At 70.9% G+C, this 18,171-nt stretch carries 16 protein-coding genes; 10 read left to right on the top strand and 6 right to left on the bottom strand.

Annotated elements, in window-relative coordinates; all coding sequences use genetic code 11:
* The first annotated feature begins 149 nt into the window (after positions 1-149).
* The 3 genes from sucD (at position 150) to PSEJ35_RS0107225 (ending at position 3,716) form a co-directional block, all read left to right on the top strand.
* Complete coding sequence (gene sucD, locus PSEJ35_RS0107215) at positions 150-1,025, top strand: succinate--CoA ligase subunit alpha (protein WP_028917196.1); 876 nt, start codon at positions 150-152, stop codon at positions 1,023-1,025.
* A 441-nt stretch (positions 1,026-1,466) separates the two neighbouring features.
* Entirely contained in the window at positions 1,467-1,952 is a 486-nt protein-coding gene (locus tag PSEJ35_RS0107220; protein WP_028917197.1) for a hypothetical protein, read from the top strand.
* A gap of 126 nt (positions 1,953-2,078) precedes the next feature.
* Positions 2,079-3,716 carry an NAD+ synthase gene (locus PSEJ35_RS0107225; protein ID WP_028917198.1) on the top strand — a complete coding sequence of 546 codons (1,638 nt, stop codon included), beginning with the start codon at positions 2,079-2,081 and terminating at the stop codon, positions 3,714-3,716.
* 103 nt (positions 3,717-3,819) lie between these two features.
* On the opposite strand, the gene PSEJ35_RS0107230 is transcribed toward PSEJ35_RS0107225, so the two are convergent.
* On the bottom strand, positions 3,820-4,695 hold the full coding sequence (locus PSEJ35_RS0107230; RefSeq protein WP_028917199.1) for an outer membrane protein assembly factor BamD: 876 nt from the start codon (positions 4,693-4,695) through the stop codon (positions 3,820-3,822).
* Between the two features lie 99 nt (positions 4,696-4,794).
* Here PSEJ35_RS0107230 and rluD point away from each other — a divergent pair, with 99 nt between their 5' ends.
* Complete coding sequence (gene rluD / locus PSEJ35_RS0107235) at positions 4,795-5,775, top strand: 23S rRNA pseudouridine(1911/1915/1917) synthase RluD (protein ID WP_028917200.1); 981 nt, start codon at positions 4,795-4,797, stop codon at positions 5,773-5,775.
* 17 nt (positions 5,776-5,792) lie between these two features.
* Positions 5,793-6,617 carry a peptidoglycan editing factor PgeF gene (pgeF, locus tag PSEJ35_RS0107240; protein WP_051412568.1) on the top strand — a complete coding sequence of 275 codons (825 nt, stop codon included), beginning with the start codon at positions 5,793-5,795 and terminating at the stop codon, positions 6,615-6,617.
* A 58-nt stretch (positions 6,618-6,675) separates the two neighbouring features.
* On the opposite strand, the gene PSEJ35_RS0107245 is transcribed toward pgeF, so the two are convergent.
* The 4 genes from PSEJ35_RS0107245 to otsB all read right to left on the bottom strand — a co-directional run bounded on the left by PSEJ35_RS0107245 (position 6,676) and on the right by otsB (position 11,523).
* Entirely contained in the window at positions 6,676-7,446 is a 771-nt protein-coding gene (locus PSEJ35_RS0107245) for a DUF481 domain-containing protein (RefSeq protein ID WP_028917202.1), read from the bottom strand.
* Between the two features lie 116 nt (positions 7,447-7,562).
* Positions 7,563-8,930, bottom strand: a complete 1,368-nt coding sequence (gene otsA / locus PSEJ35_RS0107250) for an alpha,alpha-trehalose-phosphate synthase (UDP-forming) (protein ID WP_028917203.1) — start codon at positions 8,928-8,930, stop codon at positions 7,563-7,565.
* Entirely contained in the window at positions 8,927-10,717 is a 1,791-nt protein-coding gene (locus PSEJ35_RS0107255; RefSeq protein WP_028917204.1) for a glycoside hydrolase family 15 protein, read from the bottom strand. Before PSEJ35_RS0107255 ends, otsA begins: the two co-directional genes overlap by 4 nt.
* Before the next feature lie 32 nt (positions 10,718-10,749).
* A complete protein-coding gene (gene otsB / locus PSEJ35_RS0107260) occupies positions 10,750-11,523 on the bottom strand; it encodes a trehalose-phosphatase (protein WP_028917205.1) in 774 nt (257 codons plus the stop codon).
* 225 nt (positions 11,524-11,748) lie between these two features.
* Between otsB and PSEJ35_RS0107265 the strand changes: the two genes are divergently transcribed.
* The 5 genes from PSEJ35_RS0107265 (at position 11,749) to PSEJ35_RS0107285 (ending at position 17,809) form a co-directional block, all read left to right on the top strand.
* Positions 11,749-12,213 carry a DUF3574 domain-containing protein gene (locus tag PSEJ35_RS0107265; protein WP_028917206.1) on the top strand — a complete coding sequence of 155 codons (465 nt, stop codon included), beginning with the start codon at positions 11,749-11,751 and terminating at the stop codon, positions 12,211-12,213.
* Between the two features lie 66 nt (positions 12,214-12,279).
* The gene (locus PSEJ35_RS0107270; protein ID WP_028917207.1) at positions 12,280-14,544 is read left to right on the top strand and encodes a TonB-dependent receptor; all 2,265 of its coding nucleotides are present in this window, start codon (positions 12,280-12,282) and stop codon (positions 14,542-14,544) included.
* Positions 14,545-14,666: 122 nt separating this feature from the next.
* Positions 14,667-16,286, top strand: a complete 1,620-nt coding sequence (locus PSEJ35_RS0107275; protein WP_051412569.1) for a hypothetical protein — start codon at positions 14,667-14,669, stop codon at positions 16,284-16,286.
* 70 nt (positions 16,287-16,356) lie between these two features.
* Positions 16,357-17,178, top strand: coding sequence for a DUF3014 domain-containing protein (locus PSEJ35_RS0107280; RefSeq protein WP_028917209.1), 822 nt, complete (start codon positions 16,357-16,359; stop codon positions 17,176-17,178).
* Between the two features lie 61 nt (positions 17,179-17,239).
* Entirely contained in the window at positions 17,240-17,809 is a 570-nt protein-coding gene (locus PSEJ35_RS0107285; RefSeq protein WP_051412570.1) for a DUF4166 domain-containing protein, read from the top strand.
* Here the strand turns inward: PSEJ35_RS0107285 and PSEJ35_RS0107290 are convergent.
* Positions 17,782-18,090 (bottom strand): GIY-YIG nuclease family protein, encoded by a 309-nt coding sequence (locus PSEJ35_RS0107290; RefSeq protein ID WP_028917211.1) that lies wholly within the window; start codon positions 18,088-18,090, stop codon positions 17,782-17,784. The genes PSEJ35_RS0107285 and PSEJ35_RS0107290 overlap by 28 nt on opposite strands.
* Positions 18,091-18,171: the final 81 nt, after the last annotated feature.

Genomic DNA, 18,171 nt, shown 5'->3' on the forward strand with positions numbered 1-18,171 from the left:
ATCCCGACCCCATCCCCCTTGAGTCGAGGGGGTGGCCCGCCGCGAAGCGGCGGGATAGGGGATCTGGAGGCACGCTGCGGGGCATCGGCGCAGCCGATGTCCGGTCTCCGGAGCCGGCGTCCAATACGAACTACTAAGGACTAAAGAACATGTCCGTTCTGGTTAACAAGAATACGAAGGTGATCGTGCAGGGCTTCACCGGCCAGCAGGGCACCTTCCACGCCGAGCAGATGGTCGAATACGGGACCAAGGTCGTCGGCGGCGTCACCCCGGGCAAGGGCGGCCAGGAACACATCGGCCTGCCGGTTTTCAACACCGTCGCCGACGCGGTCGCCGAGACCGGCGCCGACGCTTCGGTCATCTACGTCCCGCCGCCGTTCGCGGCCGACGCGATCCTGGAAGCGGCCGCGGCCGGCATCAAGGTCATCGTCGCCATCACCGAGGGCATCCCGGTGCTGGACATGCTGCGCGTGAAGAACGTGCTGAAGGGCTACGACGACGTGGTCCTGATCGGCCCGAACTGCCCCGGCATCATCACCCCGGGCGAGTGCAAGATCGGCATCATGCCGGGCCACATCCACAAGCCGGGCAAGATCGGCATCGTCTCGCGTTCGGGCACGCTGACCTATGAAGCGGTCAAGCAGACCACCGACGCGGGCCTGGGCCAGTCGACCTGTATTGGTATTGGCGGCGACCCGATCAACGGCCTGAACTTCGTCGACTGCCTCAAGCTGTTCAACGAGGACCCGCAGACCGAGGGCATCATCATGGTCGGCGAGATCGGCGGCAGCGCCGAGGAAGAAGGCGCCGAGTACATCAAGAACCACGTCAGGAAGCCGGTCGTCGGCTTCATCGCCGGCGCTTCGGCCCCTCCGGGCAAGCGCATGGGCCACGCCGGCGCGATCGCGTCGGGCGGCCAGGGCACGGCCGAGGGCAAGTTCGCGGCGATGGAAGCGGCGGGCATCACCACCGTCCGTTCGCCGGGCGACCTGGGCGCGGCCATGAAGGCCCGCCTGGGCGGCTGACCCAGCCGACCGCGTCACACGGAAAGGCCGCCTCCGGGCGGCCTTTTCTTTTGACCTTCGCGCGGCCCTTTCCGAAGTGGTTATCGGACTTTCCCGATAGACGTCCAGCGAGCCATGCGTTGGGATTGTGGTGCGCGGGACACTTGCGTTCCGGCCCCGGTGCGCAGGGCATCGCGCCAAGTACCCTGAGGAGGCAATGGAAATGCGCGAACTTGAATCCGATGAGACCCACGGTGTCGAGGGAGGCCTGGGCACGTTTGTCCGCCTCGTGGGCGGCGCAGTGGTGAGATACATCCTGACCGGAGACAACTCGGGAAACTCGTTCGAACAAGGGGACCCGTCGATCGTTTCCAACGTATACGGGGCATGAGCTTGGCTTGTACGCGACGGCGGGCGGGGTTGGGGTCCCGCCCGTCACCTGCAAGAAGATCGGGAGTGCATATGCTGGACGAGGCAGTACGCTTCCTCAGGCATTACAGGTTCCCTTTTCCATCGATTCCGGCCTGGAGTCTGGCGACTTTCCTCGCCGGCCTGCTCGTCTCCGGGGTTCTGTATCTTTCCGGTGTGGAGATTCCGGAAGACCTGGTGGATCGTCTCTGGACCAGTCCGGCCCTCGACTTTGCCCTCGATGTGGTCGTGGTGCCACTACTGGAGACGCTTCTGCTCCTCGGCCTGTTCGGCCTGCTGTCGCTTGGTCTCAAACCCCTCGCTGCCGCCCTGGCGAGCGCCTTGGTGATGGCCGGCCTGCACGCCGTGGTGTGGTGGGGATGGGGGGTGATTTCCCTCCTCCCGTTCCTTGCCTTCTCGCTGCCGATGGCCGCGCGCATCAGGAGGGGCAGGGCGTTCCTGGTCTCGGCCTCGATGCACGGCTTCCACAACCTCTACGTGCTGCTCCTGTCGGGGCTGATGCTCCGGTTCGGCATCTAGGCCCAGGTCCCGCTAACCCTGTCGTGCAGTGTGGTGGGGTGGCGGCGCGTGGCATCAAGGACCGTTCACTGCGCCGCCTCCGGGCCGACCGGTATCATGGCCGCGCCCCCACGAACGGTAGTCGCCATGAAGGATTCCCTGCGCATCGCCCTGGCCCAGTTCGACTTCCCGGTCGGCGCGGTGGCCGGCAACGCGGAGCGGATCGCCGAGATGATCGTCGACGCGCGCGACGAGTACGGCGCCGACATCGTCCTGTTCCCGGAGCTGGCGCTCAGCGGCTACCCGCCGGAGGACCTGCTGCTGCGGCCGTCGTTCCTGGCCGAATGCGAGGCGGCGCTGCAGCGCATCGCCGCCGGCGTGCACGGCATCGTCGCGGTGGTGGGCTGGCCGGAGTCGGCCGGCCCGGTGCTGTACAACTCCGCCAGCGTGCTGCGCGACGGTCGCATCGAGGTGACCTACCGCAAGCGCGAGCTGCCCAACTACGCGGTGTTCGACGAGCGCCGCTACTTCGAGGTCGATCCGGACGGCGGCCCCTGCGTGTTCGAAGTGGAAGGCGTGCCGGTGGGCGTGGTGGTGTGCGAGGACCTGTGGTTCCCCGAGCCGCTGGCCGACACGGTGAAGGCCGGCGCGCAGCTGGTCCTGGTGCCCAACGCCTCGCCGTTCGAGCGCGGCAAGCACGCCCAGCGCGATGCGCTGCTGGCCGAACGCACCCGCGAGACCGGCGCGGCGCTGGCCTACCTCAACCTGGTCGGTGGCCAGGACTCGGTGGTGTTCGACGGGGCCTCGGTGGTCGCCGACGGCGACGGCACCGTGCACCCGGCCGCGGCCGCCTTCACCGACCAGTGGCTGCTGGTCGACTACGACACCGCCGGACGCCGCTTCGTCCCGGTGCAGTGGATGGACGACGGCGACGAGAGCATGGACGCGCTGGCCTGGCGCGCCATCGTGCGCGGCATCCAGGACTACTTCCGCAAGAACGGTTTCTCGCGCGCCTGGCTGGGCCTGTCCGGCGGCATCGACTCGGCGCTGGTGCTGGCGCTGGCGGTGGACGCGCTGGGCGCGGAGAACGTCACCGCGGTGCGCCTGCCTTCGCGCTATACCGCCGACCTGTCCAACGACCTGGCCGCCGAGCAGTGCGCGGCGCTGGGAGTGAGGCTGGAGACGGTGGCGATCGAGCCGGCGTTCCAGGGCTTCCTGCAGGCGCTGGAACCGCTGTTCGCCGGCCACGGGGTCGACACCACCGAGGAGAACCTGCAGTCGCGCAGCCGCGGCGCGATCCTGATGGCGCTGTCGAACAAGTTCGGCGGGCTGCTGCTGACCACCGGCAACAAGAGCGAGTACGCGGTCGGTTACGCCACCATCTACGGCGACATGTGCGGCGGCTACGCGCCGCTGAAGGACCTGTACAAGACCGAGGTGTTCGGCCTGGCCAAGTGGCGCAACACGGTCGGCGGGGCGCCGGTGATCCCGCCGGCGGTGATCTCGCGGCCGCCCTCGGCCGAGTTGCGCGCCAACCAGTTGGACCAGGACTCGCTGCCGGCCTATGACGTGCTCGACGGCATCCTCTACCGCTACGTGGACCAGGAACAGTCGCGCGGGGAGATCGTCGCCGCCGGCTATGCGCCGGAGGTGGTGGACCGGGTGCTGCGCCTGGTGCGGACCAGCGAATGGAAGCGCCACCAGGCCGCGCCGGGGCCGAAGGTCTCGCGGCGCGCGTTCGGACGCGAGCGCCGCTATCCGATCAGCAACGGCTTCCGCCACTGACGGCCCGGCCGGTCGCCCGTCGGCCGGCCGTCCTGCTTCGGACACCGGAAACGGAAAGGGCGCGCCTCGCGGCGCGCCCTTCGTGCCTGCTGCGGCGTGGCGCTTACTGGCGCTGCGCGTTGCGCTCGCCGGTCGGCGACTTCTCGCCGGCGAACGGGTTGAGGCGGCGGATCGCCCACGGGTAGTCGGGCCACTTGCCCTGCAGGGCCGGGTGCGACGGGTCGTTCAGGCGCAGCACGCGCTCGGCGTCGGCGGCCAGGGTTGCGTTGTCCAGTTCGCGGTAGGACACGGCCAGCACCGCGACGGCGTCGTTCTGGAACTCGCTCTGCGGGTAGGTCTCGAGGATGTACTGGGCGCGGGCGATCGCCGACAGCCAGGCGCCGCGGCGCATGTAGTACAGCGCCGTGTCCAGCTCGTGGCGGGCGAACATGTTGCGCAGCTGGACCATGCGCTGGCGCGCGTCGGTGGCGTAGCGGCTGTTCGGGTAGCGCTGCACCACGCGCGAGAAGTCGTCGTAGGCCTGCTGCGGCGAGGCCAGGTCGCGGCGGGCCGGGTCCAGCGACCAGACGCGCTGCAGGAACACCGCGTCGCGGTTGGAGTTGGACAGGCCGCGCAGGTAGTAGAAGTAGGCGATGTTGCGGTGGGTCGGGTAGGTGCGGATGAAGCGGTCGATGGTCGAGACCGCGTCCTCGTGCTTGCCGGCCTTGAACTGGGCGTAGGCGGTTTCCATCAGCGCCTGCTCGGTGTGCGGCCCGTACGGGTACTGCGCGACCAGGCGCTTGAAGGTCTTCTCGGCGCCGGCCCAGTCGCCGCGCTGCATCTGCGAGTGGCCCTTGTCGTACAGCTCGGTGACCGGCAGGCCCTCGTCGGCGTCCTTCTTGCTGTTGCGGCCGCAGCCGGTGGCGACGATGACCACGGCCAGCAGCAGGGCGGCCAGGCGCAGCGGGGCGGGGAAGATGGAGCGGGAGCGGTGGGCCATCGGAGGCTGCGGCACGTATAAACGGAAGGCCGATGATAGCCTAGTGGCCTGTCCGGCGACTGACTCCAGCCGCCGGCCGTCCCCCGCAGCGACTTTCACATGCCCCAGCCGACCCCCGCCCCCCGCCAGGCCATCGTTCCCGACGAGGCCGCCGGCCGCCGCTTCGACGCGGTCCTGGCCGAACTTTTCCCCGAATACTCGCGCTCGCGCCTGGCGGCCTGGATCAAGTCCGGCGACGCCCTGCTGGACGGGCAGGCGGCGCGCCCGCGCGACCCGGTCAAGGGCGGCGAGACGGTCAGCCTGGCCGCGGTGGCCGAGGTCCAGACCGAGGCGGTGGCCGAGGACATCCCGCTGGACATCCTGTACGAGGACGAGCACCTGTTCGTGCTGGACAAGCCGGCCGGGCTGGTCGTCCACCCCGGCGCCGGCAACCCGGCCGGGACCCTGGTCAACGCGCTGCTGCACCGCGACCCGGGGCTGGCGGTGCTGCCGCGCGCCGGCATCGTCCACCGCCTGGACAAGGACACCAGCGGCGTCATGGTGGTCGCGCGCACCCTGCAGGCGCATACCGCCCTGGTCGCGCAGCTGGCCGCGCGCGAGGTGCACCGCCAGTACCTGGCCGTGGTGGTCGGCTCGCTGGTGTCCGGCGGCACCGCCGACGCGCCGATCGACCGCCATCCGCGCGACCGCCTGCGCATGGCCGTGCGCGAGGACGGCCGCGAGGCGGTGACCCACTTCCGCCTGCGCGAGCGCTTCCGCGCCCACACCGCGCTGGAATGCCGCCTGGAGACCGGGCGCACGCACCAGATCCGCGTGCACATGCAGCACCTGCGCCACCCGATCGTGGGCGACCCGCTGTACGGCGGCCCGCTGAAACTGCCTCGCGGCGCCAGCGAGGAGCTGGCCGCCGGGCTGCGCGGCTTCCGGCGCCAGGCGCTGCATGCCGAGGTCCTCGAGTTCGCCCACCCGGTGATCGGCGAGCCGGTGCGGGTGTCGGCGCCGCTGCCGGCGGACATGGTCCAGCTGCTGCAGGTCCTGCGCGAGGACACCCGCGCCTGGGAAGAGAGCCAGCGGCGCTGAGCGCCCTGGGCGAGGCCATGGCCGGTTCCGCTTCGACGCACGACCTTGCCACCGATCCGGCCCTGCTGCCGGCGGACTGGCCGTCGCCGCCGGGCGTGGTCGCCTTCACCACCCTGCGCCACGGCGCGGGCGTGTCGGCGGCACCGTTCGCGACGTTCAACCTGGGCACGCGCAGCGGCGACGATCCGGCCGCCGCGATGGCCAACCGCGCCGAACTGGTGCGCCGGGCCGGCCTGCCGTCGACGCCGCACTGGCTGCGCCAGGTGCACGGCACCGGCGTACTGGGTTTCGATACGCCGGCGCGGCCCGAGGCCGCCGAGGCCGCGGAACCGCAAGCCGATGCGTCGGTGACCTCCGCCCCAGGCGTGGTCCTGGCCATCCTCACCGCCGACTGCCTGCCGGTCGTGTTCGCCGCGGCCGACGGCAGGGAGGTCGGCGCGGCCCATGCCGGCTGGCGCGGGCTGGCCGGCGGGGTGCTGGAAGCGACGGTGGCGGCGATGCGCACGCCGCCGGCACGGCTGCAGGCCTGGCTGGGCCCGGCCGCGGGGCCGCAGGCCTACGAGATCGGCGCGGAAGTGCGCGACGCCTTCGTCGGTCCCGACGAAGCAGCGGCATCGGCCTTCGTGGCCACGCGCCCGGGCCACTGGAAGGTGGACCTGTACGCGCTGGCGCGGCGACGGCTGCAGGCCGCGGGCCTGGCGCCGCGGGCCATCCACGGCGGCGGCCTGTGCACGATCTCCGATCCGGCGCGCTTCTATTCGCACCGTCGCGACCAGCGCACCGGGCGCATGGCCACGCTGGTGTTCATCGCGCCGGGCGCCGCGAAAGGCGCACGCGGCTGACGCGCGCGCTGCGCGTGCCGGCCGGGGCGTGCCGAAGCCGGCGCAGGCAGGGGCGGCTTCAGCGGAAGGTGTAGACCAGGTTCACCGTGGTCAGCGTGTCGGTGCGGCGGGTCGCCGGGTCCTCGACCTCGGTGTTGTGCCGCGCCTGCAGGCCGGCCTTCAGCGCGAAGCGCTCGTTCATCGCCACCGACACGCCCAGGTCGTTCTGGGCGAAGGTGTTGTCCTTGCCCGATTCCACCAGCAGGGTGTTGGACAGCTCGGTGTTGCCGGTGAGCTGGTGGCGGAGCTCGAGCATGGCGCGGCCGATCAGGCTGCTCTGGAGTTCGCGGTCGACCGAGGTGCGCGCGCGGCGGTAGCCGGGACCGATCTCGCCGCTGAACCGGGTGCGCTCGCTGTCGATGAAGCGGCGGCCGTAGCCCAGCGCGACGGTGCCCTGGTAGTCGAATGACGAGAAGTCGTCGTGTTCGTAGCGGGCATTGCCCGAGAGGTGGTTGCGCTCGTTGAAGCGGTAGGCGGTGGAACCGGCCAGGTCGTAGCGGTTGGCGCTGGTCTCGTAGCGGCGTTCCTCGACGCCGTCGCCGTCGAAGTCGCCGCTGACCTCGGCGCGCGAGCGCAGCGCCGACAGGCCGAAGCTGTTCTTCCACTGCTCGTCCTCGCGGGCGAAGCGCAGGCGGGTGTTGAGGCTTTCCGAGCGCGAGTTGCCGCGTGTCATGGCCAGGCCGAGCTCGCCGGTGCCGGTCCAGCCGTTGGGGGATTCGGCCAGTTCCTGGGCGTGGATGCCCAGCGGGACAAGGGCGGCGAGGAGGAGCAGGGTGGAGTGGCGTTGCATGCGGGGGAGCCTCTTTGCGGATGGAGGCGCGTACCGGCGTGCCGCGGGGGGGGGGGCGTGGCACCGACCGGTGCGCGCGGACGCCCATCATCCACATCCCGCCTGAGGGGAACCTGTCAGGCCGATTCCAGCGCGGCCAGGTAGTCCTTGCGCCACGCGTTGATATCGTGCTTCCGCAGGTGTTCCATCATCGCGTGCCAGCGTTCCTTGCGCCGCGCCAGCGGCATCGTCGCCGCCGAGGCGATCGCGTCGGCCACGCCGTCCAGGTCGTGCGGGTTGACCAGCAGCGCCTCGCGCAGTTCGTCGGCGGCGCCGGCCAGCAGCGACAGCACCAGCACGCCCGGGTTCTCCGGGTCCTGCGAAGCGACGTATTCCTTGGCCACCAGGTTCATCCCGTCGCGCAGCGGCGTGACCAGGCCGACCCGCGCGCTGCGGTAGAAGCCGGTGAGGGTGGCATGCGGGAAGTTGCGGTTGACGTAGCGCAGCGGGGTCCAGTCCGGCTCGGCGTGGGCGCCGTTGATGTGGCCGGCGATCTGCTCGAGCTGGTTGCGCAGCAGCTGGTATTCGTTGACCTCGCCGCGCGACACCGGCGCCAGCTGCAGGTAGGTCAGGCTGCCCTTCTGGTCGGGATGGCGCTGCAGGTAGCGCTCGAAGCCGTGGAAGCGCTCGGGCAGACCCTTGGAGTAGTCGAGGCGGTCCACGCCTATCGCCAGCAGGCGGTCCTCCAGGCTGGTACGCAGCCCTCGCACGGCCGGTTTGTTGACCGCGGCGGCGGCCTGCGCCGCGATGTGCGCGGTATCGATGCTGATCGGGAACACGCCGGTGCGGAAGCGGTGTCCGCCCGGCGCCTGCAGCAGGTCCTTGCCGACCACCTCGCCGCCGCCGTACAGGCGCACGTACGACTGGAAGCGGTCGTTGTCGCGGCGGGTCTGGAAGCCGAGCAGGTCGTAGGCGTACAGCCCGGAGAACAGCCGCTGGTGGTCGGGCATGGCCATCAGCAGGTCGGCCGAGGGCATCGGCACGTGCAGGAAGAAGCCGATCCGGCAACCAATCCCGCGCTCGCGCAGCAGCGACGCCAGCGGGATCAGGTGGTAGTCGTGCACCCAGACCGTGTCGTCATCGCGCAGCATCGGCGCCAGCCGGTCGGCGAACATGGCGTTGACCCGGCGGTAGCCCTCGCGGGTGGCGCGGTCGTAGTCGACCAGGTCCAGGCGGAAGTGCAGCAGCGGCCACAGCGTGCGGTTGGAGAAGCCGTTGTAGTAGGCGTCCAGGTCGGCGCGACCGAGGTCGACGGTGGCATAGCGGATGTTGCCTTCGGCCTGCTCCTCCAGGTTGCCGCCGGGCCCGCGCACGGCCTTGCCGTTCCAGCCGAACCACAGCCCGCCGCGCTCGCGCAGCGCGGCCTGCAGCGCCACCGCCAGGCCGCCGGCCATGCTCTGGCCGGGCAGGGCGACGCGGTTGGACACCACCACCAGCCGGCTCATGAAGCCTCCTGCCAGGAGCGCGACAGGCGCATCGCGGCGATGATCAGGCCCACGTGCGAGTAGGTCTGTGGGAAGTTGCCCCAGCCTTCGCCGTCCTCGAAGGCCATGTCCTCCGAAAGCAGGCCCAGGTGGTTGCGCCGCGCCAGCACCCGCTCGAACAGTTCGCGCGCCTCGTCCTTGCGGCCGATCGCCGCCAGCGCGTCGATGTACCAGAAGGTGCAGATGGTGAAGCTGGTCTCCGGCGTGCCGAAGTCGTCCGGTGCGACGTAGCGGAACATGCCGTCGCCGTGGCGCAGCTCGCGGCCGATGGCCTCGACCGTGGCTACGTAGCGCGGGTCCTTCGCCTCGAGGAAGCCGAACTTGGCCAGCAGCAGCAGCGAGGCGTCCAGGTAGTCGCTCTGGAACGAGGCGCTGAAGTGGTTGCTCTGCGGGCGCCAGGCGCGCTCCACGGTGGCGGCGTGGATGATGTCGGCGCGTTCCCGCCAGTATGCCGCGCGGTCCTCCAGACCCAGCCGCAGCGCGATCTTGGCCAGGCGGTCGCAGGCGACCCAGCACATCGCCGCGGTGTAGGTATGGACCTCGGCGCGGTTGCGGAACTCCCACAGGCCCGAATCGGGCACGTCGTACAGGGCGAAGGCGCGCTCGCCCAGCGGTTCCAGGCGGGAGAACGTGTTGATGTCGCCCGGGTCGGCCAGGCGCTGGTCGAAGAACAGCTGGGTCGAGGCCAGCACCACGCTGCCGTAGACGTCGTGCTGCTTCTGCATCCACGCCAGGTTGCCGCGCCGCACCGGGCCCATGCCGCGGTAGCCGAGCAGCGAGGGCACCTCGTGCTCCTCCAGGCGTTCCTCGAAGCCGATGCCGTACAGCGGTTGCAGGTGGCCGTCGTGGGTGGCGATGTTGAAGATGTAGCGCAGGAACTCCTCCATGGTCCGCGTCGCGCCCAGGCGGTTGAGCGCGCGCACCACGAAGGCCGCGTCGCGCAGCCAGCAGTAGCGGTAGTCCCAGTTGCGCGAGGAACCCGGCGCCTCCGGGATGGAGGTGGTCATCGCCGCGATGATCGCGCCGCTGTCCTCGTACTGGCACAGCTTGAGGGTGATGGCGCTGCGGATCACCGCTTCCTGCCAGTCCAGCGGGATGGACAGGTAGCGCACCCATTCGCGCCAGTACTCGGTGGTCTGGGCCAGCGCCTCGGTGACGTAGCCGGAGATCGAGCGAGCCAGCGGCTCGTCCGGACCCATCACCAGGTGCACGGGGTGGGTGAGCACGAACGGCAGGCCGTCGCGCACGAAGCGCACCGGCATGTCGGTGGTCAGGCGCAGGGTGAATTCCGGCAGCAGCCAGCGGATGTGGTTGCTGCCCCAGGTCCGTTCGGGCACGCGCGCGCCCCAGTCGGCCAGCGGCCGCACCCGCACGCGGATGCGCGGGTTGCCGGACAGCGGGGTGAGCCGGCGGATGATCGAGACCGGCCGGTAGAAGCGGCTGTTCTGGCGCCAGCGCGGGGCGAAATCGAGGATCTCCACCGAGCCGCCATGGCTGTCGTGCAGCACCGTACGCAGGATCGCGGTGTTGGGCACGTAGGCCTGTTCGGAACGGGAAAAATCCTCCAGCTCGATGCCGTAGTCGCCGCCCTCCTGCACCGGCGTCAGCAGTCTGCAGAAGGCCGGGTCGCCGTCGAAGGCCGGCAGGCACGACCACACCACGCATCCGCGTTCGTCGACCAGTGCGCCGAAGCTGCCGTTGCCGATCACGCCGAGCTGGAGGTTGGAATCGTGTACGGGTACTTGCATGCGTGCTCCTCGTCCCTGGTGCAGGTGCGCGGCTATCCGGCGCCGGCGAGCGGCAGCGCCGCGCTGGCGCGCAGCCAGGCGTGCACCGCGTGAATGTCCGGCAGCGCGTGGCGGGCAACGCTGGCGGCGCGCCCGCCGACCAGCACGCTCCAGCCGCCGGCGCGATGGGCCGCGGCGAAGCCGAATTCGTCGGTCAGGTCGTCGCCGACGAACACCGGCACGCGGCCGGCGAAGGGCGGGCGCGCCATCAGCCGCTCGACCGCGCGGCCCTTGTCGCTGCCTTCCGGGACGAACTCGACCACATGGTCGCCCGGCTGCAGGCGGTAGCCGGGCAGGCCATCGATGCGCTCGCGGGCAAAACCGGTCACGACCTCGGCCGCATGCGGTGCTGCCCGCCAGTGCAGGGCCAGGCTGCTGCCCTTGTCCTCCACCAGCACGCCTGGATGGGCGGCGGCCAGGTGCGCGGCGGCGCGATGCAGCTCGTGCAGGAAAGCGGAGGTGTCGTCGGGGATCGCCGCCGCGGCCTCCGCATCGCCACGGATCTGGTGGCCATGCAGGCCGGCGGCGGGCAGCCGCAGCGGCGCGAACAGCGCGTCGAGCTGTTCCAGCGGGCGGCCGCTGACCAGCGCAACCGCGCCATGCAGGCGGTCGCTGACCGCGCCGATGGCCTCGAGCACTGTCGGGGGCACGCGTACGGCGGCCGGATCGGTGGTGAAGCCGACCAGGGTGCCGTCGACGTCGAGGAACAGGGCGCAGGCGTCGTCGATGGGGGGCGGCGGCATGCGCCGGGGGGTCGCGTCGACCATGGGGGGATTGTGCATGGCGTGCCATGATGTCCGGGTTATACGGGTGCGTGCGCCGCGGCGGGCGATGAGCAGGGATCGGCGATGGCCGGTGCGGCGGCAGCTCCGTGGCAGGCTATCATCCGCCTGCGTCCGGCGCGACCGCGCCGTGGCATATGCTCATTACGCGGCGTTGTTTGCCGCCATGCAACCCGGACCGACACCCTGCGGAGCCCCTGGAACCGCGCCATGTGCATCCGATCCGCCCTGCTGTCCGTACTGGTGCTCGCCGCCTGCGCGGGTGGACCGCCTGTCGTCGCCGGCGGCCATGCCACGGGGCAGGGCGCGGCGCCGGTCGCCGCATCCGCGTCCGGATGGGTGCGCAGCGAGCTGTATTTCGGGCTCGGCAGCGAAGAGGGCGGGGCCGCCGACGCGCGCACCGCGCGGATCGACGAGGCCGGCTGGCGCGAGTTCCTCGACCGCGAGGTGACGCCGCGTTTCCCCGACGGCCTGACCGTGTTCGATGCCTACGGCCAGTGGCGCTTCCGCGATGGCGAGGCGCCGGAGCGGCTGCGCACGCGCGTGCTGGTGATCCTGCACGAAGACAGCGCGCCGCGCCTGGCCGACATCGAGGCCATCCGCCAGGCCTGGCTGCGCGCCACCGGGCACGAATCGGTGCTGTGGTCGAGGCACCCCGTGGAGGTTTCCTTCTGACCCGGCGCTGTCGGGCAGCTTTGCACCATCGTTGTGCCGTCCGCTCCCCACCCCGAGGACATGCCGATGAACCCGAGGTCTACCGTATTCCACCGCCCCTTGCCACGCCGCCGTGCGCTGGCCACCACGCTCGCCGCCCTCCTGCCGCTGGCCGCCGCGGCGCAGGACAGTCCCACCACCCTCGACGCGGTGCAGGTCACCGCCCAGCGCAAGGTCGAGAACATCCAGGACGTGCCGGTGTCGATCACCAGCATCGACCCGGAAAAGCTGCACGTGCTCGGCTCCGGCGGCAACGACATCCGCTTCCTGTCCGGGCGCGTGCCCAGCCTCAACATCGAATCCTCGTACGGCCGCGCCTTCCCGCGCTTCTACATCCGCGGCCTCGGCAATACCGACTTCGACCTCAATGCCTCGCAGCCGGTGTCGCTGGTATACGACGACGTGGTCCAGGAGAACCCGCTGCTCAAGGGCTTCCCGCTGTTCGACATCGAGCGGGTGGAAGTGCTGCGCGGGCCTCAGGGGACGCTGTTCGGCCGCAACACCCCGGCCGGCGTGGTCAAGTTCGACTCGGTGCGGCCGTCGCAGGAGTTCGGCGGCTACGCGCAGCTGGCCGTCGGCAACGATGCCATGGTCAACTTCGAGGGCGCGGTGGGCGGGCCGCTGGGCGCAGGGTGGTCCGGGCGCGTGTCGGCGCTGTACCAGCGTCGCGACGACTGGGTCAGCAATACCTATCCCGGCCCGAACGACGGATTCGAGGGTTACGACGAGTCCGCCGCACGCGTGCAGATGCTGTACGAAGGCGACGGGTTCGAGGCGCTGTTCAACCTGCACCGGCGCGACCTCAATGGCACCGCGCGGCTGTTCCGCGCAAACATCATCCAGCCGGGCAGCAACCGCTTCGTCCCCGGCTTCGACCGCGACAAGGTCGCGCTGGACGGCGTCAACTTCTCCGACCTGGAGACCTGGGGCGGCAGCGCACGCCTGCGCTGGGACTTCGGCGACCTGAGCCTGCATTCGATCACCGGCTACGAGACCCTGGAATCGCTCAACCGCGGCGACATCGATGGCGGTTACGGCGCGGTGTTCCTGCCCGATTCCGGCCCGGGCCTGATCCCGTTCGCCTCCGAGTCCGCCGACGGCATCCCCGACCACAAGCAGGTGAGCCAGGAGTTCCGCCTCGAGTCCGACTACGGCGGCCGCTTCGACTGGCAGGCCGGCCTGTTCTGGTACCGCGAGGAGCTGACCATCGACAGCTTCAACTACGACTCGCTGGCTCCGGGCAATCCGCTGGCCGGCCACGCCGTGCAGGAGCAGGAGAACACCGCTTGGGCGGTGTTCGCTTCCGGCGAGTACGCGGCCACCGAGCAGCTGAAGTTGCGCGCCGGTGTGCGCTACACCAAGGACGAGAAGGACTTCTCGGCCAGCGTGCTGGAGCCGGCGCCGTTCGGCGCGCCGGCCGGCGGCCCGTACACGGTGGACACCAGCGTCGACGACGTCAGCTGGGATGCCAGCGCGGTCTATTCGGCCAACGACGATGTCAACCTCTATGCGCGCGTCGCGAAGGGCTTCCGCGCCCCGTCGATCCAGGGGCGGTTGCTGTTCGCCGCGCCGGGCGCGCCCAATGGAGGCGTGTCCACCGCCGATTCGGAGAAGGTGATCTCGTACGAGATCGGCGTGAAGGCGGACCTGTGGGACCGCCGCGCGCGGGTGGGGTTCAACGTGTTCCGCTACGAGGTCAGCGACCAGCAGCTGATCGCGGTCGGCGGCGGCTCCAACATCGCCACCCTGCTCAACGCCGACAAGACCCGCGGCCAGGGGGTGGAGCTGGACCTGCAGGCGTGGCTGGCTGAAGGCCTGCTGCTCACCTGGGGCACCAGCTACAACGACACCCGCATCGACGACCCGGGCCTGGCGGTGGCGATCTGCGGCGGCGGCTGCACCATTACCGACCCGACCACGGTGATCGCCGGTGCGACCTATGCGCTGATCGACGGCAACCCGCTGCCGCAGGCGCCGGAGTGGATCCACAACCTGACCCTGCGCTACGGCGTGCCGGTGGGCGACGGCGAGTTCTACGCCTTCACCGACTGGGCCTACCGCAGCGCGGTCAACTTCTTCCTGTACGAGTCGCCGGAGTTCCGCGGCCGCTCCTCGCTGGAAGGCGGCCTGCGCGTGGGTTACGGCTGGGGCGATGGCGCCTACGACCTGGCGGTGTTCGGCCGCAACATCACCGACCAGACCCGGATCGTCGGCGGCATCGACTTCAACAACCTCACCGGCTTCATCAACGAGCCGCGCACCTGGGGCGTGGAGTTCCGCTACGGGTTCTGATGGGGCGAGGCGGGGCGCCACCGGGGCGCCCCGCCGTCGCGTTCGTCCACAATTGCCCGCTTCGTGCCGGCCCATGCGCGGGCCGGCCAGCGCCTGCCCGAAGCCCGTTACCAGGACCTGACATGCCGATATCCACGCAGTCTTCCCGCCGCCTGCCCTGGTTCGTCGCCGGCGACCTCAACGGCTTCTTCGGCCTGGTGGTCGACAACCTGTCCATCCTCGGCTTCATTGCCGCGGCGCTGGTCGGGATCTTCGGGTTCCCGGCGGAGGTGGTGTTCCTGCGCATGTTCCCCGGCACCGCGCTGGGCGTGCTGCTGGGCAACCTGATGTACACGGTGATGGCGCGGCGCCTGGCCATGCGCAGCGGTCGCGACGACGTGACCGCGATGCCGCTGGGCCTGGACGCGCCGACCAGCATCGGCATGGCCCTGCTGGTGCTGGGCCCGGCTTTCGCCGGCTTCCGCCAGCAGGGCATGGACGAACAGGCCGCGGCGTTGGCGACCTGGCAGCTGGGCATGGCCTCGCTGGTGGTGATGGGGCTGCTGAAGCTGGCGCTGTCCTTCGCCGGCGACTGGATCACCCGGATGCTGCCACGGGCGGCCCTGCTGGGCTCGATCGGCGGCGCGGCGCTGGCGCTGCTGGGCTTCCTGCCGCTGCTGGAGACCTTGCGCAACCCGGTGGTCGGCATGGCCAGCTTCGGCGTGCTGCTGTACGTGCTGCTCGGCCGGGGCCGGCTGCCCTGGCGGGTACCCGGCGTGCTCGCCGCGTTCGTCGTCGGCACCGCGCTGTACTACGGCCTGGGCCTGGCCGGCCTGGGCCTGCCCGGCTTCGCCGTGCCGCAGCCGCAGCCGCTGCAGGCGGTGCTGCCGTTGCCGGACGCCGGCTTCATCACCGGGCTGCCCTACACCGTACCCTACCTGCCGCTGCTGCTGCCGTTCGGGCTGCTGATGGTGATCGGCGGGATCAATGTGGCCGAAAGCGCGCGTGCGGCCGGCGACGACTACCGCACCCGTGACGTGCTGCTGGTGGAGGCGGTGGCGACGTTGCTGGCCGGGATCTGCGGAGGCGTGGCGCAGACCACGCCGTACATCGGCCAGCCGGCGTACAAGCACATGGGCGCGCGCCACGGCTATACGCTGCTGACGGGACTGTTCATCGGCCTGGGCGGCATGCTCGGCTACGTCTCGCTGCTGGTGCAGTGGCTGCCGGTGCCGGTGCTGGCGCCGATCATCGTCTACGTCGGCCTGGGCATCACCGTACAGGCCTTCCAGGCCAGTCCCCGCCAGCACGCGCCGGCGGTGGCGCTGGCGTTCCTGCCGGCGCTGGCCTACCTGCTGGTGATCAAGCTGGGCAACCCGGCGTGGATCGCGCCGGACAGCTTCGCCGCACTGTACGCGGGTATCGATGCGCACGGCCTGTCCGACCTGGCCGCGATCGTGAGCCTGGGCAACGGCTTCATCATCACCGCGATGCTGTGGGGCACCGCGCTGGTGGCGATCATCGACCGGCACCCGCGCCGGGCCGCGGCGGTCCTGCTGCTGGCGGGCGTGCTCACCCTCTTCGGCGTGATCCATTCGGTCGATCCGCGTGGCGGCATCTACCTGCCGTGGATGCTGGAAGGCGTACGCGCGACCATCGCCTGGCAGTTCGCCGCCGGCTATGCCGTGCTGGCGCTGCTGCTGGGCCTGCTCTCGCTGCAGCGTCCCGTCGCGGAAGAAACGGAAGCGCGCGATCCGCATTGAGCACGGAGGCCGGGGAACCCCCGGCGCACCCGGCTGTCACAGCTGCATGTCCGGAGCAGAAGGAGACGACATGCAGCAGGTACGCAAGCCGCCGGCACGATGGCCCTGGCTGGTGGTTGCCGTGGTGGCAGGGGCGGCCGGCTGGTGGCTGTTGCGGCCGGCGATGCCGGTGCACCAGGCGCCGGCGTCGGCGGAAACAGCCGCGCCCGGGGGCGCGCCGCCGCCGCCGGTCGCGACGGGCAGCGATGCCCCCCGCATCCAGCATCCGCTGGAGCCGCTGCCGGACGCCGCCGACGAAGCGATCCCCGCGCTGGCCGACAGCGATGCGCTCGTGTTCGGGGAGCTGGAAGCCCTGTCCGGCGATCCTTCGCTGCTGGGCCTGCTGATCCGCGAGCACCTGGTGCAGCGGCTGGTGGTGATGGTCGACAACCTCACCGAACCGCGCGTGCAAACCTCGGTGATGGCCCTGCGCAGTCCGCCGGGGCAGTACGCGGTGGTCGAAGGCGAGGGGGCGGCCGTGGACGACATGCAGGCCAACACGGCGCGCTATGCGCCGTACGTGGCCGCGTTCACCGGTGCCGAGCCGCAGCGCCTGGCCAATACCTACCGCCGGCTGTATCCGCTGTTCCAGCAGGCCTATGCCGAGATCGGCGGTCCGGATGCCTACTTCAACGACCGCCTGGTGCAGGTGATCGACCACCTCCTGCAGGCGCCGCCTCCGCCGTCCGCCGCCGCCCTGGTGCGCGACGAGCGCGGTCGCTGGCGCCACGTCGATCCGGCGCTGGAGTCGGCCTCGGTCGGGCACAAGGCGTTGATGCGGCTGTCGCCCGGGCAGCAGACTGCGGTCAAGCAGCAGCTGCGTGCGCTGCGGCGGGCGCTGGCCCGGCCCTGAGTGGTCCACGCGGGGGCGTTGCGGGAGTATCCTGCGCGCCCTCCCGTGCCTGCCTCGCCCGATGACCGGCGTCCCGCGTCCGCTGCCCCTGTCCACCGCCGCCGAGCCCACCGTGTTCCAGCAGGTGCTGGGCGCGCCGTTCTTCAAGCTGCCCGACAGCCTGCGCGCGCTGCATTCGATCCGCGGCCACGGCGCGTATGCGGGGCGGGTGGAGATCGAGCGCGGCGCAGGGCTGCCGGCGCGGCTGTGCGGCGCCATCGCCGGCCTGCCGCCATCGATGCGCGACGCGCCACTGCGGGTGGAATTCGAGGCCAGTCCGCGCATGGAGACCTGGCGCCGCGACTTCGGCGGGCACCGCCTGGTCTCGCGCCTGCGCTGCCGCAAGGGCCTGCTGCGGGAACGGATGGGGCCGCTGCAGTTCCGCTTCGCCCTGCATACCGCCGGCGGCGCGATCTACTGGAACGTGGTCGGTGTGCGCCTGCTGGGCATCCTGCCGTTGCCGGCGCGGTTGTTCGCCGGCGTGCAGTGCCGCGAGCGCGAACAGGCCGGGCGCTACGAGTTCCAGGTCGAGGCCCGGCTGCCCCTGGTCGGCCGCCTGGTCCGCTACGAGGGCTGGCTGGAGCCGGCCTGAGAGGCCATGCCCGGCCCGTCCGGCGGGCCTTCCAGCAGGAACGCCAGCTTGTGTTCGCGCGGCAGGCGCTTGATCTCCCACTCGGCCCGCGAAGCCGCGGCCCGGTCCGGAAAGGCGCGGCTGCCGAGCAGGCGCAGCGGCGGGTTGGCACGGGTGTAGCGCGCGCCCTTGCCGGCCAGATGGGCCTGGAAACGGGCGTCCACGTCGGTGCTGATGCCGGCGTACCAGGCGCCGTTGCGGCATTCGAGCAGGTACAGGAACCAGGGGCGCGGGGCGGTCATGGCGGGATTATCCGCCGGCGGAGGACTTTCCCGCGCTTGAACGGCCGTCGCATCCGGGCTTGAAACCCCCGCCGACAACCG

The organism is Pseudoxanthomonas sp. J35 (assembly GCF_000513995.1).
Lineage (GTDB): Bacteria > Pseudomonadota > Gammaproteobacteria > Xanthomonadales > Xanthomonadaceae > Pseudoxanthomonas.